The sequence below is a fragment of the Streptomyces sp. NPDC042364 genome (assembly GCF_056437585.1).
The window spans coordinates 34,762-59,241 of the sequence record NZ_JBWKAJ010000020.1 but is presented as its reverse complement, the minus strand read 5'-3'; the positions used below and the strand labels follow the sequence as shown (position 1 = coordinate 59,241).

Below are 24,480 nucleotides of genomic sequence, written 5' to 3'. Positions count from 1 at the left end.
TTCACCATGCCCCGCCCTCTGCGGGTAGCCATTGTCGGAGCCGGCCCGGCCGGTATCTACGCCGCCGACGCGCTGCTGAAGTCCGGCGTTGCCGCCGAGCCCGGTGTCTCCATCGACCTCTTCGAGCGGATGCCCGCCCCGTTCGGACTGATCCGCTACGGCGTGGCCCCCGACCACCCCCGCATCAAGGGCATCATCACCGCCTTGCACCAGGTGCTCGACAAGCCGCAGATCCGCCTCTTCGGCAACGTCGACTACCCGTCGGACATCAACCTCGACGACCTGCGTGCCTTCTACGACGCCGTGATCTTCTCCACGGGCGCCACGGCCGACCGGGCGCTCGACATCCCCGGCATCGACCTCGACGGCTCCTACGGCGCGGCCGACTTCGTCTCCTGGTACGACGGCCACCCGGACGTCCCGCGCACCTGGCCGCTGGAGGCCGAGAAGGTCGCCGTCCTCGGCGTCGGCAACGTCGCGCTCGACGTCGCCCGCATCCTCGCCAAGACGGCCGACGAGCTGCTGCCGACGGAGATCCCGCCGAACGTCTACGAGGGTCTGAAGGCCAACAAGGCACTGGAGATCCACGTCTTCGGCCGCCGCGGCCCGGCGCAGGCGAAGTTCTCCCCCATGGAGCTGCGGGAGCTGGACCACTCCCCCACCATCGAGGTCATCGTCGACCCCGAGGACATCGACTACGACGAGGGGTCCATCGCGACCCGGCGCGGCAACAAGCAGGCCGACATGGTCGCCAAGACCCTGGAGAACTGGGCGATCCGCGACATCGGCGAGCGCCCGCACAAGCTGTTCCTGCACTTCTTCGAGTCCCCCACCGAGATCCTCGGCGAGGACGGCAAGGTCGCCGGCCTGCGTACCGAGCGCACCGCCCTCGACGGCACCGGCAACGTCAAGGGCACCGGCGAGTTCAAGGACTGGGACGTCACCGCGGTCTACCGCGCCGTCGGCTACCTCTCCGACAAGCTGCCCAAGCTGCCCTGGGACCTCGAGTCGGGCACCGTCCCCGACGAGGGCGGGCGGGTCATCCAGGAGACCGGCGAGCACCTTCAGTCGACGTATGTCACCGGCTGGATCCGGCGCGGCCCCGTCGGCCTCATCGGCCACACCAAGGGTGACGCCAACGAGACGGTCGCCAACCTGCTGGACGACTTCGCGAACGGCCGTCTGCACGAGCCCGCCGCCCCGGCCCCGGAGGCCGTGGACGCCTTCCTCGCGGAGCGCGAGGTGCGCTACACGACCTGGGAGGGCTGGTACCGGCTGGACGCCGCCGAGAAGGCGCTGGGCGAACCGCAGGGCCGCGAGCGCGTGAAGATCGTCGAGCGTGAGGACATGCTGCGGGAGAGCGGCGCGTAGGGCTCCGCCGGGCAGCAGGGGGACTGTGCGTCGTGGGTCGGCTGCGGGTGTTCCGTGGCTGGTCGCGCAGTTCCCCGCGCCCCCGGGAGCGGTCGGCGGCCCTTGGCGGAAACGGTGCGCGGCGGTGGAGCGGGAGTGTCTGGTGCCGCAACAGGCAACGTTCGCCCCGTCGCGACGCCCGGCACGCACTCTCGCCGCACCGGGCACAAGCCCGAGTACGGTCCGGTACGAGAGCTTGCGCCCGGCACGCCGAGAGCACGCACCAGACGCCGCTCCTTGACGGGCGAACGTTGCCTGCCGCCACTAGGCTTCTGCCGCGTGGACGACTTGACTGGGGCACTGCGGATACGGCCGGGCGCCCTCACCGACGCAACGGCCGTGCTGGACCTGCTCGACGGGGCCGTGACCTGGATGAACGCCCGGGGCAACACCGAGCAGTGGGGCACGATCCCCTACTCGCGGCGGCCTGACGGGGCGGAGCGGATCGAGCGGTACCTGACGGAGAACGCCCCGCACATCGCGGAGCTGGACGGCACACCCGTCGGTGCGCTGGTCCTGGACTCCGGGCCCAGCCCGCAGATGCCGATCCCGCCGGCCGACGAGCCCGAGGTGTACGTCCGGCTGCTGGTCTCCGACCGGCGCCGGGCCGGACGGGGCATCGGGGCGGCCCTGCTCGCCCATGCCGTAGCGGAGACGCGGCGGGCCGGTGTGGAACTGCTGCGGGTCGACTGCTGGGCGGGCGGCGGGGGCGAACTGGTCGCGTTCTACGAGCGCAACGGCTTCACGCCCACCGACCGCTTCCTGTCCGGAACCTGGCCGGGACAGGTACTGGCCCGGCGGGTCCGCTGACAGGCCCCGCGGAGGCATAAGCTCGGCGGATGGCCAAGTACATCGACGTGCACCCCGACAACCCCCAGCCGCGCGCCATCGGTCAGGTGGCCGAGATCATCCGTCAGGACGGGCTCATCGTCTATCCGACGGACTCGTGTTTCGCGCTGGGCTGCCAGTTGGGCAGTCGCGACGGCATCGAGCGGATCCGCACGATCCGCCGGCTCGACGACCGCCACCACTTCACCCTCGTGTGCCAGAACTTCGCGCAGCTGGGACAGTTCGTGCACGTCGACAACGACGTGTTCCGCGCCGTCAAGGCGTCGACGCCCGGCAGCTACACGTTCATCCTCCCCGCCACCCGTGAGGTGCCGCGCAAGCTGCTCCACCCGAAGAAGCGAACCGTCGGGGTGCGCATCCCCGACCACAAGGCTGCCCAGGCCCTGCTCGCGGAGCTGGGTGAGCCGCTGGTCTCCAGCACGCTGCTGCTCCCCGACGAGGAGGAGCCGCTGACGCAGGGCTGGGAGATCAAGGAGCGGCTCGACCACCAGGTCGACGCCGTGGTCGACTCCGGGGACTGCGGCACGGAACCCACGACCGTGATCGACTTCTCCAGCGGCGAGGCCGAGATCATCCGCAAGGGGGCGGGCGACACCTCACGGTTCGAGTGACCGGTCCCGGCGGGGCTCAGGTCTGGCGCAGCGGCTCGTACTCCTCGGCGCCGAGTCCGAACGTCCAGGCCACTCCCTCGCGGGCCGTCCGCGTGGTGGGCGGCACCCGGAGCCAGTAGGTGCGGCTCGTGCCGTCGGGCTCCGGGGTGGAGTTGACGACCTCCACCATCACCACGTCCTCGTCGCCGGGCAGTTCTATGCGCCAGAGCACGCCCGTCTCGTCGCGGTGCACCGGCTTCGCCCCGGACTCCTCCAGGTAGCGGTCGTAGCCGTAGTGCTCCAGCATGACGCGGCGCAGCTCGGCGTTCTCCTCCGCGCGGATCCGGGCCGGCGTCAGCGCGGCCAGGGAGTCGAGGAAGTCGCCGGGCACCGGCAGCCCGCGCCAGGCGTGCAGGGCGAAGCCGTCGCGGTAGGCGAGCGCGGGGCCGTCGCCGCGGTCCAGACGGCCCGCCTCGTCCCGGTGCAGCTCGGTGGGGCGCTCGGCGACGACCGCCACGTTCTCGTACGGCCACCACCAGCCCGCCGTACGGGCGACCTCGGCGAGTCCGTCGAGGCCGGGGGCGGAGCCGGCCGCGGGCCCGCTGCTCGTGCCGGTCGCGAGTGAACTCCCCGGGCCGGAGCCGGTGGTGTCGTCGAAGGCGGAGAGCCACGCCGCGTCGTGCTGTCCGAGGACGGCGTCCAGCAGGAGGAGCCGGATGCGGGTCTCCTCCTTGCGGTCGTCCGGGGCCAGTGCCTCGACCACGCCGGTGCGGACGCGGTCCACGAGCGGACGGGTGGTCTCCCACAGGTCCGCGCCGGTCGTCCGCCAGTGGTCGCTCCAGCCCGCCGGCCCCAGACGGGTGTGCAGCAGGTCGCGCGCGGCGGCGACCGGTCGGTTGCGGACGGCGTCACGGACGCTCGCGCCGGGAGCGGTGACCGCCTCGCCGGACTCGTCCGGTGTTCCCGACAGCAGGCGCACCGCCTCCAGCGGTGAGCGGGCCCACACGATCCGCCCGGGCTCCGGCAGCCCGGCCCGCCGGTAGGCGAGCCGCACACCCGCCTCGGTCCGTGCCCTTTCGCCCGGTCCCGTGGCCGCCGCCACCGCCCGCCAACTCGTCCGCTCCGTCACGCCGTTCCTCCTGGTTGTCACGATCTCGATGTCCTGTCCCCCCGGCAGCCGCGGGCCGCGGCTGCCCTGCCGCGTCGGTTCAGTCCGCGACGATCCGCACCGAACCCGGCACGTACTCGCGCTGGCGTACGACCCGGTACCAGCCCTTCGGCAGCGATATGGGCGCGTGCTCCTCGTGGACGACCCGGGCGCCCTCCGGGACGTGCAGCAGCATCGGCCCGAAGGCGTTCGTCTCGCGGATCAGGCGGCCGGGGCCGACGACGGCGTGCGCGTGTCCGGTGACCTCGCCGAGGGCGAGGACGAGCCGGCCCCGCCGGTCGCGCGGTTCCGACGTGGCGTCATGCGCCGTGCCGGGCACGGCGGTCTCCGCCAGCGGCACGATGAGGACGTCTCCTTGCCGGTACATGGGTCTCCCTCCCGTCGGGGCACGAGCTGTGCTCCGGATGGAAAGGACCGTAGAGGCGGCCACTGACAATCGCCCCGGACCGGCGTCCGCCGTCCCCGGTTCGCGGTGCCGGTCCACAGGGAACGGGGTCCGCCGTCCGCTCTGTCAGAGGGGCTTGGTAGAACTCCCCTACCCGACGGCGCCGTGTGCGCTCCGGGGAGCAACGGGGGGATCCGCGCCACGAGCCCGGATCCCGCCCACCGACATGGAACGAAGGGGCGGGCACACATGACCATCGGAAGCCACTTGCGGGAGTTCCACGACCTGCCCGTCGTCCGGTTCCCCGACTCGGTGAAGGGACCGGAGGACACGGGTCGGCTGCCCGCTCCCGGGGAGGTGGCCTGGTCGGTCGCCGTGGACGCGTACGACGCCGAGGAGGAGTGGGAGGACGCGTTCGCGCGGTTCCTCGCCGCGATCGACACCACGAGGGTGCGGGCGCTGGTCGTGGGCGCGTGGAGCGAGGCGTACGACAGCGGGCCCGAGAGAGTGATCGAGGCCCTGGTGGCGGCGAAGGACCGGTTGCCCGCGCTGCGCGCGCTGTTCCTCGGCGACATCGTGATGGAGGAGTGCGAGATCTCCTGGATCAACCAGGGCGATGTGGGTCCGCTGCTCGACGCCTTCACGGAGCTGGAGGAGTTCGGTGTGCGCGGCGGTCAGGGGCTGGTCTTCCCGGCGCTGCGTCATGAGCGGCTGCGGAAGCTGACCGTCGAGACGGGCGGCATGCCCGCCGAGGCGGTGCGGGGCGTGGCGGCGAGTGAGCTGCCGGCCCTCGTCCACCTCGACCTGTGGCTCGGCACGTCCGAGTACGGCGGTGACTCCGAGGTGGCCGACCTGGCGCCCGTCCTCGCGGGTACCCGGCTGCCCGCCCTGAGGCATCTCGCCCTGCGCAACAGCGAGATGCAGGACGAGATCTGCACGGCACTGGCCTCCGCCCCGGTGGTGGCCCGCCTCGAAGTCCTCGACGTGTCGATGGGTGTCCTCACCGACGACGGCGCGACCGCGCTGCTCACCGGACAGCCGCTGACCCACCTCACCACGCTGGACCTGCACCACAACTACCTCAGCGCGGCGATACGCGACCGCCTGCGGGACTCCCTGGAGGCCGAGGGCGTCCAGGTGGACGTCGACCCGGACGACGCGGACTCGGACGAGGACGACGACGGCACGGTCTGGCGCTTCGTCGCGGTCGGCGAGTAGCGGCCGGCGGCACAGGGTTCAGGGGGCGGCGAGGTGAGGGGGGTCGGTGTGTCCGGTCGGACCGGTGCGGGTGCGGGACCGGGCCCGTTCAGGTGGGCGGTCGTCGGCAACGGCGAGAACCGCCGGGTCGGGCTGTTCGTCGCGGCGGCCGAGGCCGCCGGGGTGGGGACGCCGCGGGTCGTCGAGTGGCGGGACGTGCTGCGCGACGGCGGCCACGAGTTCGCCGACGACGAGATCGTCCGGCTGGACTCGCCGGGGGAGAACGCCGAGGTGGACCGGCTGCTGCGGGGCGTCGACGATCCGACGCGGGTGGAGGGCTCGGCCACCTGGTACAGGCGTTTCCTGGACGGGGTCGGGTCGTTGCGGGGCGGCGTGCGACTGGACGATCCGGCGGAGCTGGCGGTGCTGTTCGACAAACGGCTGTGCCACGCCCGGCTCGACGCGGCGGGTGTCCCGGTGCCGCCCTCGCCCACCTCGGGGGGCTGCACGGCGGTGCGCGGCTGGGAGGACGTACGGGCGGTGATGCGGGAGCACGGCATGCCGCGTGTCTTCGTGAAACCCGCGCACGGCTCCTCCGCGTCCGGTGTGCTGGCCGTCGAGTCGTCGGCGAGCGGCCGGATCAGGGCCACCACCTCGGTGGAGGTCGCGGCGGACGGCCGGCCGCGCACCCCGCTCCGGCTGCACAACTCGCTGCGGGTGCGCCGGTACACCGACGAGCGGGAGATCGCCGGCATCGTCGACGCCCTCGCGCCCGACGGGCTGCACATCGAGCGGTGGCTGCCGAAGGCGTCCGCCCAGGGCAGGTCCGCCGATCTCCGCGTGCTGGTCGTGGCGGGCCGGGCCACCCACGCCGTGGTCCGCACCAGCCGCTTCCCCATGACCAATCTCCATCTCGGCGGCGCGCGGGGCGATCTGACGTCGGTCGTCGACGCGGCGGGCGACCGCTGGCGCCAGGCCCTCGACACCTGTGAGCGGGCGGCCGCCTGCTTCCCGGACACGCTGAGCGTCGGCGTGGACCTGCTCCCGGCGATCGGCTGGCGCCGGTTCGCCGTCGGCGAGGTCAACGCCTTCGGCGACCTGCTGCCCCGGCTGACCGGTCTGCCGGGCGGCCCGGCGGAGGGCCTGGACACCTACACGGCGCAGATCGCCGCCGTACGGGACCGGTTGCCGTCGGCGCACTCGCACCACCCCCAGTCAAGGAAAGACCATGCACCCTTCTGACACGGCACACCGGCCGCCCGCGGCCGACGTTGAGCCCGCGCCCGACGCCGCGCCCGCGCCCGCGCCCGACATGAACGACGTGGTGGGCCGGGACGACCTGTTGCTGCTCACCCTCGACACCCTCCGGTACGACGTGGCGGCGGAGCTGACGGCGGCCGGCCGGCTGCCGAACCTGGCGGCCCGTCTGCCCGGCGGCGTCTGGGAGAAGCGGCACGCGCCCGGCAGCTTCACCTACGCCTCGCACCAGGCGATGTTCGCGGGCTTCCTGCCGACCCCCGCGGCACCGGGACCGCACCCCCGGCTCTTCGCCGCCCGGTTCGCGGGCAGTGAGACGACCGCGGGCCGCACCTTCGTGTTCGACGGCCCCGACCTGGTGTCGGCGCTCGCGGAGCGCGGCTACCGCACGGTGTGCGTAGGCGGCGTCGGATTCTTCAACAAGCAGGGGGCACTCGGGAGCGTGCTGCCGGGACTGTTCCAGGAGAGCCACTGGGAGCCGGAGTTCTCCGTCGCGTCCCCGACCTCCTTCGAGGCCCAGGTGACCCGTGCCGAGGAGGTGGTGGCAGGGCTTCCCGCCGAGCAGCGGCTGTTCCTGTTCCTCAACGCCTCGGCGCTGCACCAGCCGAACTGGTTCCATCTGCCGGGTGCCACCCGGGAGGCGGGCGACAGCCTGGCCACGCACGCGGCGGCCCTGGAGTACATCGACCGGCACATCGGGCGGCTCTTCGCCGCGATGAGTTCGCGTCGCCGCTGCTTCGCCGTCGTCTGCTCCGACCACGGGACGACCTACGGCGACGACGGCTACACCGGGCACCGTCTGGGCCATGAGGCCGTGTGGACCGTCCCCTACAGCCACTTCTTCCTGGAGCCGTCCGCATGACCCGCACCGCGACCCCCGTCCGCCCGTACCAGCACTACGTGTACGCCTATCCGCACAAGACGGCCTACCGTCGGCTGCCGGAGCGGCCGCGCCTGCGCGACCTGTGGGCCGGTGAGCCGAAGGCGGCCCTGTCGCTGTACGCGCACATACCGTTCTGCGAGGTGCGCTGCGGCTTCTGCAACCTGTTCACGCGGATCGGCGCCCCGGACGGGCTGACCGGGCGCTACCTCGACGCCCTGGAGCGGCAGGCGATCGCCGTCCGGGAGGCCCTCGGCGACACGGAGCCGGTGCGGTTCGCGAACGCCGCGTTCGGCGGTGGCACCCCGACCTATCTGGAGCCCGCGGAGCTGGAACGGCTCTGCGACATCGCGGAGCGGCACATGGGCGCGGACCTGCGGGCGATCCCGCTGTCGGTCGAGGCCTCCCCGGCCACGGCGACGGCCGACCGGCTGTCCGTGCTGGCCGAGCGCGGCACGACGCGGCTGAGCCTGGGTGTGCAGAGCTTCGTCGAGGAGGAGGCGCGTGCGGCCGTACGACCGCAGCGGCGTGCCGATGTGGAGGCGGCGCTGTCCCGGATCCGGGACACCGGCATCCCCGTCCTCAACATCGACCTGATCTACGGCATCGACGGGCAGACGGCGGCCAGTTGGCGGCTCTCCCTGGACGCGGCCCTCGCCTGGCGGCCCGAGGAGATCTACCTCTACCCGCTGTACGTGAGGCCGTTGACCGGTCTGGGCCGGCACGCCGACCCCGCGACCGCGGACCGCGACTGGGACGAGGCCCGGCTGCGCCGCTACCGGGAGGGCCGCGACCATCTGCTCGCCCGGGGCTACGAGCAGGTCTCCATGCGGATGTTCCGCCGCACGGACGCGCCGCCCCAGGGACCGGACGACTACGCCTGCCAGACCGACGGCATGATCGGTCTCGGCTGCGGCGCCCGTTCGTACACGTCGAGGCTGCACTACTCCTTCGACTACGCGGTGGCCATGCGGGAGATCCGGGGCATCATCGACGACTACACCGCCACCGAGGACTTCGGGCGGGCCCTGCACGGACGTGAGGTCGACGAGGACGAGGCGCGGCGCCGTCATCTGCTGCAGTCGCTGCTCCAGGCGCAGGGGCTGGCGGTGGCGGACTACCGGCGGCGGTTCGGTGCCGATCCGTACGACGACTTCCCGGTGGAGCTGGAGCGGCTGGCCTCCCGGGGCTGGCTGGCGGGCACGGGCGGGGACGTGCTCAGGCTGTCCGACGAGGGTCTGGCCCACTCGGACGCCATCGGTCCCGACTTCTTCTCCCCCGCCGTACGGGCCGCGATGGCCGACTACGAGCTGAAGTGACGGCCGCCATGGACCTGACCCTCCTCTACCGCGGCCCGCTCGCCTCGTGCGACTACGACTGCCCCTACTGCCCGTTCGCCAAGCGCCGCGACTCCACGGAACGGTTGCGGGCCGACCGGGCGGCGCTGGACCGGTTCACCGGTTGGGCGCGGGCGCAGACCGACGACCGGCTCTCGGTGCTCTTCACCCCGTGGGGCGAGGGTCTGGTGCGGTCGTGGTACCGGCGGGCGCTGGTCGAGCTGTCGCACGAGCCGCACATCGACCGGGTGGCGATCCAGACGAACCTCAGCTGCCGCACGGAGTGGCTGGCGGAGGCCGAACGGGACACGGTCGCGCTGTGGTGCACGTACCACCCGGGCCAGACCCCGTACGAGCGGTTCCTCGACAAGTCCCGGCGGCTCGCCGCGATGGGGATCCGCTTCAGCGTGGGAGTCGTGGGCCTGCCGGAACATCTGGAGGACGCCCGCCGGCTGCGCGGGGAGCTGCCGGCGGAGGTGTACCTGTGGGTGAACGCCGCCGAAGGCCACACCTACACCGACGAAGAGGCGGCGCTGTGGACCGCCTTGGACCCGTTGTTCCCGTTCAGCCGCCATCCGCACCGGTCCGCGGGCCGCGCGTGCCGTACCGGCTCGACGGTGGTGTCCGTCGACGGTGACGGCACCGTCCGGCGGTGCCACTTCGTCCGGGACGAACTCGGCAACCTCTACGACGGCTCCTACCGCATGGCCCTCGCGCCCCGCGTCTGCCCGCTGGCCGTCTGCGACTGTCATATCGGCTATGTCCATCTGGAGTCCCTGCCGCTGTACGACGTGTTCGCGGGCGGCGTCCTCGAACGGATACCGACCGCCGGGGCCGGGGAGAACGGGCACGGGACGGTGTCCGTGGGGAGCGGTCCCGCGTCCTCTCAGAGCCTCCAGCCGTACCGGCGCTCCGGGCGCCCGGCCACGCCGTAGCGGAGGGAGACGTCCGCGGCGCCGGTGGCGTGGAAGTACTCCAGGTAGCGGCGGGCGCTGACGCGGGAGATGCCGGCCAGGGTGGCGCACTCGGTGGCGGACAGCGTGCCGTCGGCGGACCGGAGGGTGCGTTCGACGAGGTCGGCGGTCTCGACGCTCATGCCCTTGGGCAGGGCGCCGGCCGCAGGCGGCGCCGACGCCCCGGCGAGGACCCGGTCCACGTCGGCCTGGCTCTGCACGACCGCGGTGAGCAGCCGGCCCCGCTGGGCGGCGTACCGCTGGAGCCGGGAGCGCAGCTCCTCGAACTCGAACGGCTTGAGGAGGTAGTCGACGACGCCGTGGCGGACGGCGCCGCGCACGGTGTCGGCCTCCCGCGCGGCGCTGATGACCATGACGTCGCAGTCGTGGCCGGCCGTGCGCAGCCGCGGTATGACGTCGAGGCCGAAGACGTCGGGCAGGTACAGGTCGAGCAGGACGAGGTCGGGGCGCAGTTCGTCGACGGCGGCGGCCGCCTGCTCCCCGGTGCTGGCGACCCCGACGACCCGGAACGGCTCGACCCGTTCGACGAAGGTGCGGTGCACCCTGGCCACCATGAAGTCGTCGTCGACGACGAGCACGTCGATCGCGGCGGGCCCAGGACTCATGGCGTCGCTCCTTCCGCCACCGCGTCGGCGAGGTGGCTGACGGTCATGCGGGCGGTGAACATGGCCCCGTCGGGGGTGTTGGTCACCGAGATCTCGCCGCCGTGGCGTTCGCAGACCAGGCGGGTGAGGGCGAGGCCGATGCCGCGTTCGCCCTCCCGGGCCGCCTTGGTGGTGAAGCCGTGGGAGAACACCTCACGGGCGAGTTCGGGGGCGACGCCGGGGCCGGAGTCGCGTACGACGATCTCCACGCTGGAGGCGTCCTGGCGCAGTTCCACCTCGACCCAGGCCTCGCGGCCGCCGGTCTCGCCGGGTGCTGCGGCGGCGTCCACCGCGTTGTCGACGAGATTGCCGACCACGGTGGCGACGTCGGCGGCGTCCTCCGGGGCGAGTCGGTCGAGCGCGGTGCTCTCGGAGATCCGCAGGCTCACCTTGCGCTCGGCGGCGAGGGACGCCTTCGCCATGAGGAGGGCTGCGACCGCGGTGTCACGGACGCGGCGGCTGAGGGTCATGTCGAGGGACTGCCGGTGACGGCTCAGCGCGCGGATGTAGCGGACGACCTCGTCCTGCTCGCCGATCTGGATGAGTCCCGAGATGGTGTGCAGCTGGTTGGCGAACTCGTGGGCCTGGGCGCGCAGCAGCTCCGAGGAGCTGCGGAAGGAACCCATCTCCCTTTCCAGCCGGGCGAGTTCGGTGCGGTCCCGCAGGGTGGTGACCGAGCCGAGGTGGCGGCCGTCCTTGGTGACGGTCATCCGGTTCATGACGAGGACGCGTCCCCGGCGTATGACGACCTCGTCACCCTTGCCGCCGGGGATCTCCTGCGCCCCCGTGAGCACGTCCCGCAGCCGCCCCTTGACGCCCAGCTCGCTCAGGCTCTTGCCGACGCAGTCCACGGGCAGGTCGAGCAGGCGCAGGCCCACCTCGTTGACGAGGGTGACCCGGGCCTGCGGGTCCAGGGCGACGACGCCCTCGGCGATGCCGTACAGCATGGCCTCGCGGTGTTCGGCGAGGCCGGCGATCTCGCGGGGCTCCAGGCCGAGGGTCTGGCGTTTGACGCGGCGGGCCAGCAGCCAGGAGCCGGCGACACCGAGGCCGCTGGCCACGCCCAGATAGGCGAGGAGGTACGAGGAGGCGCCGCTCAGGCGCTGCCACACGGTCGGTGCGGCCTCGCCGACCATGACGGTGCCGAGCAGCCGGCCGAGGTTGTCGTCGGTGGCGCCGAGCACGGGCACCTGGGCGACCAGCTCACGGCTGTCGTCGAAGGTGAGGGAGCCGGACCAGCCGCGGCCCCGGGCGGCGCCCTCGCCGAGGGGGAGCCGGTCGCCGATGACCGTGGGGTCGGTGGAGCTGACGATCCTGCCGTCCGCGTCGGCGACGGTGACCGAGGTGACGCCCGACTGGGTCTGGGTGGAGTTCACCAGGGGGGCCAGGGCCTCCTGGGGCAGGGCCCGGGCGAGCCCGTCGCGGACCAGGGGGTTGGCGGCCAGTTGCTCGGCGAGGGCGGTGACCCGACGGCCCTCGACCCGGTTGAAGGTGGCCGCGGACTGGGTGAGCGATACTCCCGCGACCGCCAGCAGCACCACGACCACGATGGCGAGCTGGAGGACCAGCATCTCGCCCGCGAGGGTATGGCGGCGGAACTCGGCGACCACGACGGACTCATCTCTCGTGCGGAAGCGACGCCGGGCGGCTCGGGCGTCGGCTCGTGCGGTGGGTCGCACAATGATGGCGCTCGTGCGGGGTCAGGAGAAGAGAGCTGGGAGGAGAGTGCCCATAAGGTGACAGAGGCCGTGACCACAAAGACCACAACCTCCTATGCTTCCGCAACCGGTACACCTTCCCTCCGGATGGGCACGCTGTGTGCCAGGTCGCGTTCCCCCCATCGACACACACGACAGGTGGTGACACCCGTGCGCCTGCGCACCCCTCGGGGGCGGCACGCCCTCGCCCTGTTCGGCGCCGCCGTGCTGGTGTTCGTGGGGCCGCCGCTGCTGACGACCGGCGACGGCGGCGACACCGGCACGCAGATACCCGGCCTGCGCTTCATGGTGCCGAACACACCAGGCGGCGGTTACGACATCACGGCCCGCACGGCCGCGAAGAACGCCGAGGACGCCGGGCTCACCCACGACATCGAGGTGTTCAACCTGCCCGGCGCGGGCGGCACGGTCGGGCTGAGCCGGCTGGTCGCCGAGCACGGCAACGGCAGGCTCGCGATGTCGATGGGCCTCGGCGTCGTGGGGGCCGTCCGCTCCAACGACGCGCCGAAGACCCTCGCCGACACCACCCCGATCGCCCGCCTCACCGAGGAACAGGACGTCGTGGTGGTCGCCAAGGACTCCCCGTACCGGACGATCGACGACCTCGTCGGTGCCTGGAAGGACAACCCCGGCAAGCTCCCCGTGGGCGGTGGCTCGGCGCCGGGCGGGCCGGACCATCTGGCGCAGATGCTGATGGCCCGGGCGGCCGGGATCGCGCCGAAGGACGTCGACTACCTCCCCTTCGACGGCGGCGGTGAGCTGCTCGCCGCCATCCTCGGCGACAAGGTCGCCTTCGGGGTGTCCGGGGTCGGCGAGTACCTGGACCAGATCAGGGCGGGCGAGCTGCGGCTGCTGGCGGTCACCGGCCCCGAGCGCGTGGCCGGGCTGGACGCGCCGACGCTCCAGGAGGCGGGCTACGACGTGAGTTTCACCAACTGGCGGGGCATCGTCGCCCCTCCGGGCCTCACCGACACCGAGCGGCGGAAGCTGACCCGGCTGATCGAGGAACTGCACGACTCGCCGGAGTGGCGGCAGTCCCTGAGGCAGAACGGCTGGGACGACGCCTTCCTCACCGGCGAGAAGTTCGGTGACTTCCTGGACGCCCAGGACGAACGCGTGGTGTCGGTGCTGAAGGAGCTCGGACTGTGACGACGCACCCGGCCGGCGCTCCCCCGGCGCGCGCGGCCGAGCGCCGCTCGTGGCCGCGGGACCACTCGGGGCTGGGCTCCGTGTGCTGCCGCCGGCGCTCGGCGTGCCGGTCCTGACCGACGCGCTCACCAGGGACGTCGGCATCGCCCAGCGCGGGCCCGTCGGCCCGGGAACGGTGCCGGTCGTGGTGGGTGCCTGGCTTCGCGGCGGTCGGCGCGTACGCGGTGGGCGGCGAGGTGATCGACCTGGTTTTCCTGCTGCTCATCGGCCTGATCGGCTTCGGCATGCACCGCTCTGGACCGCCGGTGCTGCCCAGCGTGGTCGGCGTCGTCCTCGGCCCGAACGCCGAGCAGCAGCCGCGGCGGGCCGCCGTGCCCCGTCCGCCGGAGTGGGCGGCCGGGTCAGCCCGCGCCCCGCTCCGCCTCCTCGTGGAGGAACGCGCTGATCTGCCCGGCGAGGCTGTCCCTGGCGGTGGCGCAGGACGGGTCGAGGAGTTTTTCGTCGACGCCGATGCCGCCGGACCACAGATGGCGCTCGGTCCACTCCTCGTCGGCCCGGAGCTGGACCTGGATGTCGAGCTGGAACAGCTGGGCCTCGGGCGCGGCGGCGTACAGCACGGCCGTGGCGCGGCGCAGCGGGTACAGGTCGAAGCCCTCGATGAACTTGGAGTTGCGCCAGTCCAGGAAGGCGCTCTCGCCGTCGGGCCCGGTGCGGATGTCGAGCTGCCCGTCCTCCAGGTGGAGGCCGACGTGGCCGGTGCCGCGGTTCTCCACGGTCACCCGGAACCGGAAGTACGTCAGGCCCTCGGCGGCGTCGTCGGCGCCCCGGGGCGGTTCGGCGGGTTCCAGGCCGTGGACGCGCACACGCAGGCCGGCCAGGTCGCCGTCGTACTCCTGCCAGTCCCCGATCACATTGGGCTCGCGCACCGTCCACCTCTCCACGTCGGCGGGACGACTCCCGCGCTCGCGCGCACCACAGTGCCACACCCGTCGGGCGCCACGGATTCGGGCATCACCGCCGGTCAGACGTGATCAAGCCGTGTGCAGCGACGATTCCCGCCAGGGGGTCCGGGGCGGGGTCACCCACGTGCCGTACATCACGTTCGCCGACCGCTGTGCGGATCCGAGGGGGCGGCCCCGCCCGTTCCGTCATATGGCGACGACTTCCCCATTCCGTGCCCGCGCGTCGGCCCCGTACGCTACGTTCGATCACCGCCGGTCGCCGCACCATCGGCGGGATCGCGCGCAGGGAAGGGCTGGGGAGCAGCGCATGAGCACGTTCGGCATTGCTCCGTCGGCGGTCCCGGTCATGACCGGGGGCCTCGCCGACTCGTTGTTCGAGACGGCGCGGCGTGATCCCGCGTTGCCGCAGATCGCCCGCCGCGAGGCCGACTCCCCGGACACCTGGACACCGCTCGGCGCGGCGGAGGTACGGGACGAGGTGGTGGCCCTGGCCAAGGGGCTGGTCGCCGCCGGGATCCGGCCCGGCAACCGGGTGGCCGTGATGGCCCGGACCCGCTACGAGTGGACGGTGCTCGGCGTCGCGCTGTGGTCGGTGGGCGCGGAGATCGTGCCGATCTATCCGACGTCGTCGCGCGACCAGGTGGAGTGGATCCTGCGGGACGCGGCCTGTGTGGGCGTGGTCGTCGAGGACGAGCAGGGCGTGATGACGGTCGGCTCGGTGTGCGCCAAGCTGCCGCTGCTGCGCCATGTGTGGCAGCTGGACGCCGACGCCCTGCCGCAGCTGGTCGAGATGGGCCGGGACGTGCCGGACGCGACGGTGGACTCGTTGCGCCGCATCGTGATGCCCGACTCGACGGCGGTGATCGCGTACACGTCCGGCACCACAGGTCATCCCAAGGGCTGTGCGCTGTCCCACCGCAGTCTCGCCAGCCCCGTCGACGTACTGCTCGCCGGGTGGCGGCACACCGCGGCGGCGCCCGGGGAGCAGCCGGCGATCCTCGCCTTCCTGCCGTTCTCCCACGTCTACGGTCTGATGATCCAGGGGATGTGCCTGCGCGGCGGGCTGCTGCTCGGCCATGAGCCGGAGCTGAACGAGCAGGCGCTGTCGTCGGCGCTGCTGTCGTTCCGGCCCACGTTCCTGTACGGCGTCCCCTACGTCTTCGAGAAGATCTACAAGAACTTCCTGCGCAAGGCCCAGCAGGCGGGCCGGGGCGCCGTGTTCGAACGCGCGGTGCGCACCGCGCAGGACTACGCGCTCGCCGCCGAGCGGCACCGCCTCGACACCGGACCGGGTCCCGGTATGGATCTGAAGCTCCAGCACGCCTTCTACGACAAGACCGTCTACCGCAAGCTGCGGGCCGCGCTCGGCGGCCGGGTGCGCGGCGGCTGTTCCGGCGGCTCCCCCCTCAACCGCGATCTCGCGCTGTTCTACGCGGGCATCGGGATCCTCGTGCACGACGGGTACGGCCTGACGGAGACCGCGGGGGGCGTCACCGCGCAGCCGGTGGGGCGCGAGAAGTTCGGCACCGTGGGCCGGCCGCTGCCGGGCACCGAGATCCGGGTGGCGCGCGACGGGGAGCTCCTGGTCAACGGGCCGTCGGTGTTCCAGGGCTACGTCAACGACGAGGCGGGCACCCGGGCCGCCCTCCAGGACGGCTGGCTGGCCACGGGGGACATCGGGCGGCTGGACTCCGAGGGCTATCTGTCGATCACCGGGCGCAAGAAGGACATCATCATCACCAGCGGCGGCAAGGGCGTGGCCCCGGCCCCGCTGGAGGAGCAGCTGCGGATGCACCCGCTGATCCACCAGGCGGTGGTCGTGGGCGACAACCGGCCCTGCGTGGGCGCGCTGATCACCCTGGACCCGGAGTTCCTCGCGCACTGGCGGGGAGCGCTGGGTCCCGCGAACGAGCTGATGGGCCCGGAGGCACGGGAGGAGAACGCGCTGCGGCAGGAGGTGCTGCGGGCGATCGCCGCCGCGAACAGCACCGTGTCGCGCTCGGAGTCCATCCGGGTCTTCCGCATCCTTCCCGAGCCCTTCGATCTGGCCAACGGCCTGCTGACCCCGTCGATGAAGCTGCGCCGCGACACGATCGTGCAGCGGTACGCGGCGGAGATCGAGGCGATGTACGCGACCTCGGCGCGGGCCGCCCGCCGCTCGGTGACGGAGGATCTCCCCGGCTGGGACGACGCGGACGACGTCTTCCGCCGACCCCGCCCCTGAGGACTGCCGGGCCGTCCGCCGCGTCCCCGTGCCACCGGCGTCCGTCTCTGCTTCACTCTCTGTTGACGAAACGGTCCTTCAAATGCGGAGATGCTGCGGTGGGGGGCGGTCCGCCGCCCGCCCGTGAGCACCCCGTTCGACCGTGAGACGAAGGCAGAGGACCCATGGCACTGCAGATCAGCGCCACCAATCCGGAGCACCCCGCGCTGCTTCTCGAACTGCCGTGGCACCTGCCCCTGGAGGAGTGGCCGGAGCACCACCTCGTTCCGCTCCCGCGCGGTATCTCCCGGCACGTCGTGCGCTACGCCCGCGCCGGCGACGAGGTGATCGCCGTCAAGGAACTCGCCGAGCGGCCCGCGCTGCGCGAGTACGGGCTGCTGCGCGACCTGGACCGGCTGGGCATCCCGGCCGTGGACGCCCTCGGCGTGGTCACCGGCCGCACCGACGACGCCGGGGAGCCGCTGGAGCCGGTGCTGATCACCCGGCACCTCGGCGGTTCGATGCCGTACCGCTCGATGTTCGAGACGACCATGCGTCCGGCGACGATGCACCGCCTGATGGACGCGCTGGCCGTGCTGCTGGTGCGGCTGCACCTCACGGGGTTCGCGTGGGGCGACTGCTCGCTGTCCAACACCCTGTTCCGGCGGGACGCGGGGGCGTACGCCGCGTATCTGGTGGACGCCGAGACCGGTGACCTGCACGCGCAGCTGAGCACCGGGCAGCGCGAGTACGACCTCGACCTGGCCCGGGTGAACATCAGCGGGGAGCTGCTGGACCTGGAGGCGTCCGGGGCGCTGCACCCCTCGGTGGACCCGATCGACTTCGGCAACGAGATCTGCTCCCGCTACCGCGGGCTGTGGGAGGAGCTGACGCGTACCTCGGTGTATCCGGCCGGCAAGTACCACTACATCGAGCGCCGTATCCGCCGGCTGAACGACCTGGGCTTCGACGTGGCCGAGATGCAGATCGAGCACTCCTCCAACGGCGACACGGTCACCTTCGTGCCGAAGGTGGTGGACGCCGGCCACCACCAGCGGCAGCTGCTGCGGCTGACCGGGCTGGACACCGAGGAGAACCAGGCCCGCCGGCTGCTGAACGACCTGGAGAGCTGGATGGCCACCCAGGACGACTACGCCCCCGGTGATCCTCCCCCAGGCTCTCGGCTTCGCTCGGGCAGGGGGGACCCCCATGGCGCCCGCCCGGAGGTACTGGCCCACCGCTGGGTCCGCGAGGTGTTCCGCCCGACCGTGCGGGCCGTGCCGCCGGAGCTGCGCGGCTCGGTGGACCCGGCGGAGATCTACCACCAGTTGCTGGAGCACCGCTGGTACCTGTCCGAGCGGGCGCAGCACGACATCGGCCTGGACGTCGCCGTGAAGGACTACATCGACAACGTCCTGCCGAAGGCGCGCGCGGTGCCGCCGCCGGTCGACGACGTCACCGCGATGTGAGGCTCACGCCTCGTCGTTCACCCCGTGCGGGACCACCGCCACCGGGCACTGCGCGTGGTGGAGGACACCGTGTGCCACCGAGCCGATGCGGGCGCCGACGGCCGTGCGGCGGGCGCGGCGGCCCACGACCATCAGCTGGGCGTGCCCGGCCACGGAGAGCAGGACCTGGCCGGCGCTGCCGATCTCGACGTGTTCGGTCACCGATACGTCGGGGAAGCGTTCCCGCCAGGGCTGGAGGGCGGCGGCCAGTGCCTTCCTCTCGTACGGTTCGAGGCCGCCCGCCTCGTCGAGCAGCCTCAGCGAACCGGGGCTGTACGCGTACAGCGGCGGCAGTGTCCACGCGCGGACGGCCCGCAGGGCGGCGCCCCGGGCGGCCGCGGTCTCGAAGGCGAACCGCAGGGTGGCGGCGCTGTCCTCGGGTGTGCCGTGCTGGCCGACGACGACCTCGCGTCCGGCTGCCTCGGCGGAGGGTTCGTCACCGGCGCGGACGAACACGACGGGACGCGGGGAGTCGACGAGGACCTGCTGGCCCACGGAGCCGAGGAGGAAGCCGACCACCGCCCCGTGGCCGCGGGAGCCGAGCACCAGGGTCTCGGCGTGCTCCGCCGCTGCGGTCAGGGTCTCGACCGGCGGCCCCTCGACCAGGTCCGTCGAGACCTCCAGGCCCGGGTGCCGCTCGGTGAGGCCGCGAACGGCCTCGGCGAGCGCGTCCCGCGCCCATCCGGCCTGGCCGTCCCGGTCCACGGTGATCGCCTCGTGGGGCTGCCACTGCCAGGCGTGCACCACCCGGAGCGGCGTGCCCCGGCGAACGGCCTCCCGGCCGGCCCACGCCAGTGCGGCGAGGCTCTCGGTCGTACCGTCCACTCCGGCGGTGATCGGGCGCGTCGACATCGGCCACCTTTCTTCGTCTCATCAGGCTGACGGGCCCAGTCTTCACTACCCTCGCCGCATGGACCTGAACTGGGAGCAGGTAGTGGTGGACGCCGCCGATCCGGTGGGCCTTGGCCGCTGGTGGGCCGAGGCCCTCGGGTGGGTGGTCGTGAACGACTCTCCGGAGGAGTACGAGATCCGCCCGGCGCCCGACCGGCTGCCCGGGCTCCTCTTCACCCCGGTCCCCGAGGCCAAGACGGTCAAGAACCGGCTGCACCTCGACTTCCGCCCCGTGGAGCAGGCGGCGGAGGTCTCCCGCCTCCTCGCCCTCGGCGCCCGGCACGCGGACGTCGGGCAGGGGGACGAGACCTGGGTCGTGCTGATGGACCCGGAGGGCAACGAGTTCTGCGTCCTGTCCGGGCGCCGGACCTGAGAGGCGGCCCGCGCGAGTCCGGTGCGGAGGAGACCGCGAAACCGCGCGAATCCGAACATACGAACATACGATGAGCGCATCGATTCGGGGTGGGAGGCATATGACTCAGGCAGCCGGTCCGGCGCGGAACGTGATCCTCACCGTGGATGACGATCCGGGGGTGTCACGCGCGGTGGCCCGGGATCTGCGACGGCGCTACGGCGAGTCGTACCGGATCGTGCGGGCCGAGTCCGGCGAGGCGGCCCTGGAGGCGCTGCGGGAACTGAAGTTGCGCGGCGACCAGGTGGCGGTCGTCCTGGCCGACTACCGGATGCCGCGGATGAACGGCATCGAGTTCCTGGAACAGGCGCTGGACGTGTATCCGGGGGCGCGCCGGGTGCTGCTCACCGCGTACGCCGACACCAGCGCGGCGATCGACGCGATCAATGTGATCGACCTCGACCACTATCTGCTGAAGCCGTGGGACCCGCCGGAGGAGAAGCTCTATCCGGTCCTGGACGACCTGTTGCAGGCGTGGCGGGCGGCCGACCGGACCTGCGTGGGCACGACGAAGGTGGTCGGACACCGGTGGTCGGCGCGGTCCTCGGGCGTCCGGGAGTTCCTGGCCCGCAACCAGGTGCCGTACCGCTGGTTCTCGTCCGACGAGCCGGAGGGGCGGCGGCTGCTCGCCGCGGCAGGCGCGGACGGGCGGCGGCTGCCGCTCGTGGTCACCCCGGACGGTACGCCGCTGGTGGCGCCGGAGGACCCGGAGCTGGCGGAGCGGGTGGGGCTGGCGACGACACCGGCGGAGGAGTTCTACGACCTGGTCGTCATCGGCGGCGGCCCGGCCGGGCTGGGCGCCGCCGTGTACGGGGCGTCGGAGGGGCTGCGGACGCTGCTCGTCGAGCGGTCGGCGACCGGGGGCCAGGCGGGGCAGAGCTCGCGGATCGAGAACTACCTCGGGTTCCCCGACGGGGTTTCCGGCGCGCAGCTCACCGAGCGGGCCCGGCGGCAGGCCGCCAAGTTCGGCGCGGAGATCCTCACCGCCCGCGAGGTCGGCGGTCTGGAGGTGAACGGGGCGGCGCGGACCATCCGGTTCTCCGACGGCTCGGCGGTGGCCGCGCACAGCGTGATCCTGGCGACCGGCGTGTCCTACCGGCAGCTCGACGCGCCGGGCTGCTCCGACCTCAACGGCTGCGGCGTGTTCTACGGCTCGGCGCTCACCGAGGCCGCCGCCTGCCAGGGGCACGACGTCTACATCGTGGGCGGCGCGAACTCGGCGGGGCAGGCCGCGATGTACCTGTCCCGCGGCGCCAAGTCGGTGACGCTGCTGGTGCGCGGGGACTCGCTGACGGCGTCCATGTCGCACTACCTGATCCAGCAGCTCGCGGAGACGCCCCGCATCTTCGTGCGCACCGGCACGGTCGTGGAGGCCGCGCACGGCACCAACCAGTTGGAACGGCTCACGCTGAGGGACGTCGCGAGCGGGCACGAGGAACTGGTGGACGCGCAGTGGATGTTCGTGTTCATCGGCGCCGAGCCGCTGACGGACTGGCTGGACGGCACCGTGCTGCGCGACGAGCGCGGTTTCATCCTGGCCGGGCCCGACATGACCGTCGACGGGAGTCCGCCGCCGGGCTGGGAGCTGGACAGGCCGCCGTACCACCTGGAGACGAATGTGCCCGGCGTGTTCGTCGCCGGGGACGCCCGCTTCGAGTCCGCGAAGCGGGTCGCGTCCGCCGTGGGAGAGGGAGCGATGGCCGTCATGCTCGTGCACCGTTATCTGGAGCAGTCATGAGAAGCGCGCGGGTTTCGGGGAGGCCCTCGTGAGCGGGCAGCCGTCGGCCTGCGACCGGGCGGAGCTGGGCACGCTGTTCCTGTTCGAGAAGCTGTCGCCCGAGCAGTTGGACCGGCTGTGCCGTGAGGGCCGGGTCGAGCGGTTCGAACCCGGCTGGGTCTACCGCGAGGGCGAGCCCGCGACCTGCTTCTTCGTGCTCCTGGAGGGCACGCTGGTGATGTCGCGGCAGGTCGGCGACGACGACGTGGAGCTGAACCGCACCTCGCAGCGCGGGGTGTACGCGGGCGCGTTCCAGGCGTATCTGGGCGACCAGGCGGACCAGGCCCGTTACAAGGGCTCGATGCGGGTCATCGTGCCGTCGCGGTTCTTCATCCTGCCCTCGGCCTCCTTCGCGGAGATCATGCGCGAGTGGTTCCCCATGGCCGTGCATCTGCTGGAGGGGCTGTTCTTCGGCAGCCAGAACACCCAGCGGACCATCGGACAGCGTGAGCGGCTGCTGGCGCTCGGTTCGCTGTCGGCGGGGCTCACCCATGAGCTCAACAACCCGGCCGCGGCAGCCGTACGGGCCACCTCCGCGCTGCGGGAGCGGGTGGCGGGAATGCGGCACAAACTGGGTGCGATCGCCTCGGGCTCGTACCGGCGCGAGACACTGGAGTCGCTGGTCGAGCTCCAGGAGCGGACCGCCGAGCAGGTCTCCAAGGCGGCACCGCTGAGCCCGCTGGAGGCGGCCGACCGGGAGGACGAGCTGACCGACTGGCTCGACGACCACGGCATCGCGGGCGGCTGGCAGCTTGCCCCGAACTTCGTGCAGGCCGGACTCGACACCGACTGGCTGGACCGGGTCGCGGCGGCCGTGGACGAGCACACCCTCGAAGGGGCGGTGCGCTGGCTCAACTACACGGTCGAGACCGAGCTGCTGATGAACGAGATCGAGGACTCCACGACCCGGATCAGCCAGCTCGTCGACGCGGCGAAGCAGTACTCGCAACTGGACCGGGCCCCGTACCAGAACGCGGATGTGCACGAACTCCTCGACAGCACCCTGCTGATGCTGTCCGGGAAGATCGGCGAGCGCATCCGGGTGGTGAAGGAGTACGACCGCACGCTGCCGAGAATCCCGGCCTATCCGGGTGAGCTGAACCAGGTGTGGACGAACCTCATCGACAACGCGGTCGCGGCGATCGACGACACCGGCGGCGAGGGTACGCTCACCGTGCGCACGGCCCGTGACCGGCGCGACCAGCTGCTCGTCGAGTTCCGTGACACGGGAGCGGGCATCCCGCCGGACATCCGCGGCCGCATCTTCGACCCGTTCTTCACCACCAAGCCGGTGGGGCAGGGCACCGGGCTGGGCCTCGACATCTCCTGGCGGATCGTCGTCAACAAGCACCACGGGCACATCGACGTCCACTCGCGGCCCGGCGACACCCGCTTCCAGGTCTTCCTGCCGCTGACGGCTCCCGCACCGGATCTCGACCTGACCCTCGCCCCCGAATCCGAAGCGCCCGAGGAGGCGTCATGAACCTGCCTGCCGGGATCGATCCCGCCGTACCGCCGAGCGGTGACGGCTGCGTGGAGTGCGACGCCGCCGGCGGCTGGTGGTTCCATCTGCGGCGCTGCGCCCAGTGCGGGCACATCGGCTGCTGCGACTCCTCCCCCGCGAAGCACGCCACCGCGCACGCCTCGGCCGCCGGGCACCCCTTCGTCCAGAGCTACGAGCCCGGCGAGACGTGGTTCTGGAACTACGAGACGTCCGAGATGTACGAGTCCGGCCCTGATCTGTCGCCGCCGCACAGTCATCCCGTGGACCAGCCGGCGCCGGGCCCTGCGGGGCGTGTGCCGTCGGACTGGGCGGAGCGCCTGGGATGACCGAGCCGGGCGCCTGGCAGCCCGGGGGTGCGGGTGGCTTTGTCGGGTGCGGGTGGGTTGTGGTTTCTCGCGCAGTTCCCCGCGCCCCTGAAGGATCGGGCCTGCGGCCCGCCCTTCATCCTGAGAAGCACGGGGCGCAGCCCCGGCCGCTTTTCAGGGGCGCGGGGAACGGCGCGATCAACCCCCACCGCCCGCACCCGCCAACGAGAGGCGCACCCCCGAGCCATGAGTCGCGCGACGTCGCTTGACCCGGGCGCCGTGGTGGATCAAGGTCGGGACAGGACACCGGCCCGACCGGCGTCAGCAACGGCAACGTGGAACGGGGTGGGTAACTTGATCGGTCTCTCCGAGATCCGGACGGCGGCCGAGCGGATCGCGGATCACGTCGTGCGGACGCCGACGGTGCGGAGCCCTGGGCTCAGCGAGTTCCTCGGCGTGCCGGTCACCGCCAAGCTGGAGCTGTTGCAGCGCACCGGCTCCTTCAAGGCCCGCGGTGCCACCGCGAGACTTCTCACGCTGACCGAGGCGGAGCGGGCGGCCGGCGTCGTCGCGGTGAGCGGCGGCAACCACGGCATCGCCCTGGCCCACATGGCGGCGGCCGTGCACATCAAGGCGACCGTGGTCATGTCCCGGACCGCACCCAAGCGGTCCACGGGCCTCGTCGAGGCCTCCGGCGCGTCGCTGCGGCTGACCGACGGCATGGCCGAGGCGTTCGCGCTCGTGGAACGGTTGCGGTCAGAGGGCCTCACTCTCGTCCATCCGTTCGACGACGAGGTGGTGATCGCCGGTCAGGGCACGGTCGGCCTGGAGTTCGCCGAGGACGCCGCGGCCGCGGGCGCCGCCGGGGAGGTGACGGACGTGCTCGTCAGCATCGGCGGCGGTGGTCTGATCGCCGGTGTCGCCACCGCGTTCAAGGCGTTGCGCCCGGAGGTCCGGGTCTGGGGCGTGGAGACCGAGGGCGCCACCTGCATGAGCGAGGCCCTGGCGGCGGGCGGCCCCGTCACCGTCGACCTGTCCTCCGTCGTCACCACCCTCAGTGCCCCCTCCGCCTCCCGCCTGACCTACGACCATGTGTCCGCGCTCGTCGAGGACGTCCTCGTGGTGCCGGACGCCGAGGCGGTCCGCGGTGTTCTCGACCTGGCCGAGCACGCCAAGGTGTGGGCGGAGCCGGCCGCCGGCTGCCTGCTGCCCGCCGCCCGGCAGGTCCTGGAACGGGTCGGCGACGGGGCGCGGCTCGGCCTGGTGGTGTGCGGGGGCAACACGACCCCGGCGGACATCACGGAGTGGGCGCGGCGGTTCGGCTTGTGACGCCCGGCCAAGCCGCCTACACCAACCAGGC

Annotated in this window: 22 protein-coding genes and 2 pseudogenes; 18 read left to right on the top strand and 6 right to left on the bottom strand. The window is 72.5% G+C overall.

Going from position 1 to position 24,480, the window contains the following annotated elements; all coding sequences use genetic code 11:
• Positions 1 to 6 precede the first annotated feature (6 nt).
• The 3 genes from AC067N_RS30765 to AC067N_RS30755 all read left to right on the top strand — a co-directional run bounded on the left by AC067N_RS30765 (position 7) and on the right by AC067N_RS30755 (position 2,870).
• Positions 7 to 1,371 carry an FAD-dependent oxidoreductase gene (locus AC067N_RS30765; RefSeq protein ID WP_478682168.1) on the top strand — a complete coding sequence of 455 codons (1,365 nt, stop codon included), beginning with the start codon at positions 7 to 9 and terminating at the stop codon, positions 1,369 to 1,371.
• Positions 1,372 to 1,689: 318 nt separating this feature from the next.
• On the top strand, positions 1,690 to 2,220 hold the full coding sequence (locus AC067N_RS30760; RefSeq protein ID WP_478682167.1) for an N-acetyltransferase family protein: 531 nt from the start codon (positions 1,690 to 1,692) through the stop codon (positions 2,218 to 2,220).
• A 29-nt stretch (positions 2,221 to 2,249) separates the two neighbouring features.
• Positions 2,250 to 2,870 carry an L-threonylcarbamoyladenylate synthase gene (locus AC067N_RS30755; protein WP_478682166.1) on the top strand — a complete coding sequence of 207 codons (621 nt, stop codon included), beginning with the start codon at positions 2,250 to 2,252 and terminating at the stop codon, positions 2,868 to 2,870.
• A 16-nt stretch (positions 2,871 to 2,886) separates the two neighbouring features.
• Here AC067N_RS30755 and AC067N_RS30750 read toward each other — a convergent pair whose 3' ends face one another.
• Both AC067N_RS30750 and AC067N_RS30745 read right to left on the bottom strand, forming a co-directional pair.
• On the bottom strand, positions 2,887 to 3,978 hold the full coding sequence (locus tag AC067N_RS30750) for a DUF6745 domain-containing protein (RefSeq protein WP_478682165.1): 1,092 nt from the start codon (positions 3,976 to 3,978) through the stop codon (positions 2,887 to 2,889).
• A 79-nt stretch (positions 3,979 to 4,057) separates the two neighbouring features.
• Positions 4,058 to 4,384 carry a hypothetical protein gene (locus tag AC067N_RS30745; RefSeq protein WP_478682164.1) on the bottom strand — a complete coding sequence of 109 codons (327 nt, stop codon included), beginning with the start codon at positions 4,382 to 4,384 and terminating at the stop codon, positions 4,058 to 4,060.
• A gap of 267 nt (positions 4,385 to 4,651) precedes the next feature.
• Here AC067N_RS30745 and AC067N_RS30740 point away from each other — a divergent pair, with 267 nt between their 5' ends.
• The 5 genes from AC067N_RS30740 to AC067N_RS30720 all read left to right on the top strand — a co-directional run bounded on the left by AC067N_RS30740 (position 4,652) and on the right by AC067N_RS30720 (position 10,008).
• On the top strand, positions 4,652 to 5,620 hold the full coding sequence (locus AC067N_RS30740) for an STM4015 family protein (protein WP_478682163.1): 969 nt from the start codon (positions 4,652 to 4,654) through the stop codon (positions 5,618 to 5,620).
• 48 nt (positions 5,621 to 5,668) lie between these two features.
• A complete protein-coding gene (locus AC067N_RS30735; RefSeq protein ID WP_478682162.1) occupies positions 5,669 to 6,841 on the top strand; it encodes an STM4014 family protein in 1,173 nt (390 codons plus the stop codon).
• Between the two features lie 70 nt (positions 6,842 to 6,911).
• Positions 6,912 to 7,718, top strand: a complete 807-nt coding sequence (locus tag AC067N_RS30730) for an STM4013/SEN3800 family hydrolase (RefSeq protein WP_478682238.1) — start codon at positions 6,912 to 6,914, stop codon at positions 7,716 to 7,718.
• Positions 7,715 to 9,055 carry an STM4012 family radical SAM protein gene (locus AC067N_RS30725; protein ID WP_478682161.1) on the top strand — a complete coding sequence of 447 codons (1,341 nt, stop codon included), beginning with the start codon at positions 7,715 to 7,717 and terminating at the stop codon, positions 9,053 to 9,055. Before AC067N_RS30730 ends, AC067N_RS30725 begins: the two co-directional genes overlap by 4 nt.
• A gap of 8 nt (positions 9,056 to 9,063) precedes the next feature.
• The gene (locus AC067N_RS30720; protein WP_478682160.1) at positions 9,064 to 10,008 is read left to right on the top strand and encodes an STM4011 family radical SAM protein; all 945 of its coding nucleotides are present in this window, start codon (positions 9,064 to 9,066) and stop codon (positions 10,006 to 10,008) included.
• Here AC067N_RS30720 and AC067N_RS30715 read toward each other — a convergent pair.
• Both AC067N_RS30715 and AC067N_RS30710 read right to left on the bottom strand, forming a co-directional pair.
• Positions 9,960 to 10,652 carry a response regulator gene (locus AC067N_RS30715; RefSeq protein WP_478682159.1) on the bottom strand — a complete coding sequence of 231 codons (693 nt, stop codon included), beginning with the start codon at positions 10,650 to 10,652 and terminating at the stop codon, positions 9,960 to 9,962. The genes AC067N_RS30720 and AC067N_RS30715 overlap by 49 nt on opposite strands.
• The gene (locus AC067N_RS30710; protein ID WP_478682158.1) at positions 10,649 to 12,301 is read right to left on the bottom strand and encodes a sensor histidine kinase; all 1,653 of its coding nucleotides are present in this window, start codon (positions 12,299 to 12,301) and stop codon (positions 10,649 to 10,651) included. The genes AC067N_RS30715 and AC067N_RS30710 overlap by 4 nt, the downstream gene beginning before the upstream one ends.
• Positions 12,302 to 12,559: 258 nt before the next feature.
• Here AC067N_RS30710 and AC067N_RS30705 point away from each other — a divergent pair, with 258 nt between their 5' ends.
• The 3 genes and pseudogenes from AC067N_RS30705 to AC067N_RS30695 all read left to right on the top strand — a co-directional run.
• A complete protein-coding gene (locus tag AC067N_RS30705) occupies positions 12,560 to 13,558 on the top strand; it encodes a Bug family tripartite tricarboxylate transporter substrate binding protein (protein ID WP_478682237.1) in 999 nt (332 codons plus the stop codon).
• Positions 13,555 to 13,760, top strand: a pseudogene (locus AC067N_RS30700) (tripartite tricarboxylate transporter TctB family protein); the annotation flags it as partial. The gene AC067N_RS30705 and the pseudogene AC067N_RS30700, both read left to right, overlap by 4 nt.
• A pseudogene (locus AC067N_RS30695) lies at positions 13,759 to 13,926 on the top strand (tripartite tricarboxylate transporter permease); the annotation flags it as partial. The pseudogenes AC067N_RS30700 and AC067N_RS30695, both read left to right, overlap by 2 nt.
• 33 nt (positions 13,927 to 13,959) lie before the next feature.
• On the opposite strand, the gene AC067N_RS30690 reads toward AC067N_RS30695, so the two are convergent.
• Entirely contained in the window at positions 13,960 to 14,484 is a 525-nt protein-coding gene (locus AC067N_RS30690; RefSeq protein WP_478682157.1) for a hypothetical protein, read from the bottom strand.
• A gap of 343 nt (positions 14,485 to 14,827) precedes the next feature.
• Between AC067N_RS30690 and AC067N_RS30685 the strand changes: the two genes are divergently transcribed.
• Entirely contained in the window at positions 14,828 to 16,744 is a 1,917-nt protein-coding gene (locus tag AC067N_RS30685) for an AMP-dependent synthetase/ligase (RefSeq protein ID WP_478682156.1), read from the top strand.
• Between the two features lie 164 nt (positions 16,745 to 16,908).
• Entirely contained in the window at positions 16,909 to 18,192 is a 1,284-nt protein-coding gene (locus AC067N_RS30680; RefSeq protein ID WP_478682155.1) for a DUF4032 domain-containing protein, read from the top strand.
• Positions 18,193 to 18,195: 3 nt separating this feature from the next.
• On the opposite strand, the gene AC067N_RS30675 is transcribed toward AC067N_RS30680, so the two are convergent.
• Positions 18,196 to 19,083: a universal stress protein gene (locus AC067N_RS30675; RefSeq protein ID WP_478682154.1), complete on the bottom strand. Its 888-nt coding sequence runs from the start codon at positions 19,081 to 19,083 to the stop codon at positions 18,196 to 18,198.
• 58 nt (positions 19,084 to 19,141) lie between these two features.
• On the opposite strand from AC067N_RS30675, the gene AC067N_RS30670 reads away from it, so the two are divergent.
• The 5 genes from AC067N_RS30670 to AC067N_RS30650 all read left to right on the top strand — a co-directional run bounded on the left by AC067N_RS30670 (position 19,142) and on the right by AC067N_RS30650 (position 24,449).
• Positions 19,142 to 19,495 (top strand): VOC family protein, encoded by a 354-nt coding sequence (locus AC067N_RS30670; RefSeq protein ID WP_478682153.1) that lies wholly within the window; start codon positions 19,142 to 19,144, stop codon positions 19,493 to 19,495.
• Between the two features lie 100 nt (positions 19,496 to 19,595).
• On the top strand, positions 19,596 to 21,272 hold the full coding sequence (locus AC067N_RS30665; RefSeq protein ID WP_478682152.1) for an NAD(P)/FAD-dependent oxidoreductase: 1,677 nt from the start codon (positions 19,596 to 19,598) through the stop codon (positions 21,270 to 21,272).
• Positions 21,273 to 21,300: 28 nt separating this feature from the next.
• A complete protein-coding gene (locus AC067N_RS30660) occupies positions 21,301 to 22,794 on the top strand; it encodes an ATP-binding protein (protein ID WP_478682151.1) in 1,494 nt (497 codons plus the stop codon).
• Complete coding sequence (locus AC067N_RS30655; protein ID WP_478682150.1) at positions 22,791 to 23,141, top strand: UBP-type zinc finger domain-containing protein; 351 nt, start codon at positions 22,791 to 22,793, stop codon at positions 23,139 to 23,141. Before AC067N_RS30660 ends, AC067N_RS30655 begins: the two co-directional genes overlap by 4 nt.
• A 333-nt stretch (positions 23,142 to 23,474) precedes the next feature.
• Complete coding sequence (locus AC067N_RS30650) at positions 23,475 to 24,449, top strand: threonine ammonia-lyase (RefSeq protein ID WP_478682149.1); 975 nt, start codon at positions 23,475 to 23,477, stop codon at positions 24,447 to 24,449.
• The last annotated feature ends 31 nt before the right edge of the window (positions 24,450 to 24,480 follow it).

Coding starts and splice junctions, on each gene's coding strand:
- AC067N_RS30730 (WP_478682238.1), top strand. CDS start 6,912: ATGAACGACGTGGTGGGCCGGGACGACCTGTTGCTGCTCACCCTCGAC.
- AC067N_RS30755 (WP_478682166.1), top strand. CDS start 2,250: ATGGCCAAGTACATCGACGTGCACCCCGACAACCCCCAGCCGCGCGCC.
- AC067N_RS30665 (WP_478682152.1), top strand. CDS start 19,596: ATGACTCAGGCAGCCGGTCCGGCGCGGAACGTGATCCTCACCGTGGAT.
- AC067N_RS30680 (WP_478682155.1), top strand. CDS start 16,909: ATGGCACTGCAGATCAGCGCCACCAATCCGGAGCACCCCGCGCTGCTT.
- AC067N_RS30720 (WP_478682160.1), top strand. CDS start 9,064: ATGGACCTGACCCTCCTCTACCGCGGCCCGCTCGCCTCGTGCGACTAC.
- AC067N_RS30685 (WP_478682156.1), top strand. CDS start 14,828: ATGAGCACGTTCGGCATTGCTCCGTCGGCGGTCCCGGTCATGACCGGG.
- AC067N_RS30715 (WP_478682159.1), bottom strand. CDS start 10,652: ATGAGTCCTGGGCCCGCCGCGATCGACGTGCTCGTCGTCGACGACGAC.
- AC067N_RS30670 (WP_478682153.1), top strand. CDS start 19,142: ATGGACCTGAACTGGGAGCAGGTAGTGGTGGACGCCGCCGATCCGGTG.
- AC067N_RS30675 (WP_478682154.1), bottom strand. CDS start 19,083: ATGTCGACGCGCCCGATCACCGCCGGAGTGGACGGTACGACCGAGAGC.
- AC067N_RS30740 (WP_478682163.1), top strand. CDS start 4,652: ATGACCATCGGAAGCCACTTGCGGGAGTTCCACGACCTGCCCGTCGTC.
- AC067N_RS30725 (WP_478682161.1), top strand. CDS start 7,715: ATGACCCGCACCGCGACCCCCGTCCGCCCGTACCAGCACTACGTGTAC.
- AC067N_RS30655 (WP_478682150.1), top strand. CDS start 22,791: ATGAACCTGCCTGCCGGGATCGATCCCGCCGTACCGCCGAGCGGTGAC.
- AC067N_RS30765 (WP_478682168.1), top strand. CDS start 7: ATGCCCCGCCCTCTGCGGGTAGCCATTGTCGGAGCCGGCCCGGCCGGT.
- AC067N_RS30745 (WP_478682164.1), bottom strand. CDS start 4,384: ATGTACCGGCAAGGAGACGTCCTCATCGTGCCGCTGGCGGAGACCGCC.